This window comes from Bacillus hominis (genome assembly GCF_018332515.1).
Taxonomy (GTDB): Bacteria; Bacillota; Bacilli; order Bacillales; family Bacillaceae_G; genus Bacillus_A; species Bacillus_A hominis.
Window position 1 is genome coordinate 1 of record NZ_BOQD01000458.1, and the last position, 1,098, is coordinate 1,098.

Annotated in this window: 1 protein-coding gene; it reads left to right on the forward strand. The window is 31.2% G+C overall.

The genetic code is table 11. The features are described from left to right. The first annotated feature begins 258 nt into the window (after positions 1-258). Positions 259-1,056 carry a cell wall hydrolase gene (locus tag KI356_RS26345; protein ID WP_128281267.1) on the forward strand — a complete coding sequence of 266 codons (798 nt, stop codon included), beginning with the start codon at positions 259-261 and terminating at the stop codon, positions 1,054-1,056. Positions 1,057-1,098 lie beyond the last annotated feature (42 nt).

Consider the following 1,098-nt stretch of genomic DNA (forward strand, 5'->3'; position numbering starts at 1 on the left):
CATATTCTCAATGCATTAGGAAAATTTAAAGTCCCTTTCTACTAGATAAATTATAGTAATCAACAACATGAACTTCAATGTGTTTTTATATGCAATATTTCATATTTGGGTCCTACATGATGTAAATAAAAAACTTATGATGATTATTTATTTCATACGTGCTAATATACTTATATTAAAATATAAATACATACCTTTTATACTCTGAACTACATTACTCAACAGTTAAAACTTAATTTTTTATTGGGAGGATTTACAATGAAATTATTAAAAATAAAACATATAATTCCTTTATCTGCAGCAGCAATTACATTCGTATGTAATCAAGGTGTAGCTGAGGCTTCCACCATTCATACAGTAAAAAAGAATGATACACTTTGGGGTATCAGTAAACAATATGGAGTTTCAATACAATCTATTAAACAAGCAAATAATAAAGGAAACGATCAAACTTTTATTGGTGAACAGTTAAATATTCCAGGATCCATGAAATCAAATGAGGTCACTGTTCATCAAAACGACAAACCTAAGAACATCTCTGGACAAATTATTTATCAAGTACAGCCGGGAGATTCATTAGAAACTATAGCAAAGCGTTACAATGTTACCGTTCAATCTATAAAACAAATTAACAATACAGTCGGAAACAAGCTTTATACAGGACAACATGTGAAAATTAATTCAAGTATTTCAGAAAAAGAAAAAGACTTAATGGCACGCTTAGTTACTGCTGAAGCAGGTGGCGAATCATATAAAGGAAAAGTAGCAGTAGCGCAAGTGATCTTGAATCGTGTAAATGCAAAAGGATTTCCGAATACAATTACAGAGGTTATTTATGAACCTATTAAACACGGATATGCATTTACTCCTGTTACAGACGGAAGAATTAATCAGCCTGCAAGTGCAGAAGCAAAAATGGCAGTAGAAGAAGCTATCTCCACAAACGGGATACATTCTGATTGGCTTTATTTTTACAATCCAAAAACTTCAACAAGCAAATGGATTACGACACGTCAAACAGTAGCAGTAATCGGTAACCATGTCTTTGCTAAATAAAGATACGTAATAAAACTGTAATTAATTTCAAATTATTAGCAG

Coding starts and splice junctions, on each gene's coding strand:
- KI356_RS26345 (WP_128281267.1), top strand. CDS start 259: ATGAAATTATTAAAAATAAAACATATAATTCCTTTATCTGCAGCAGCA.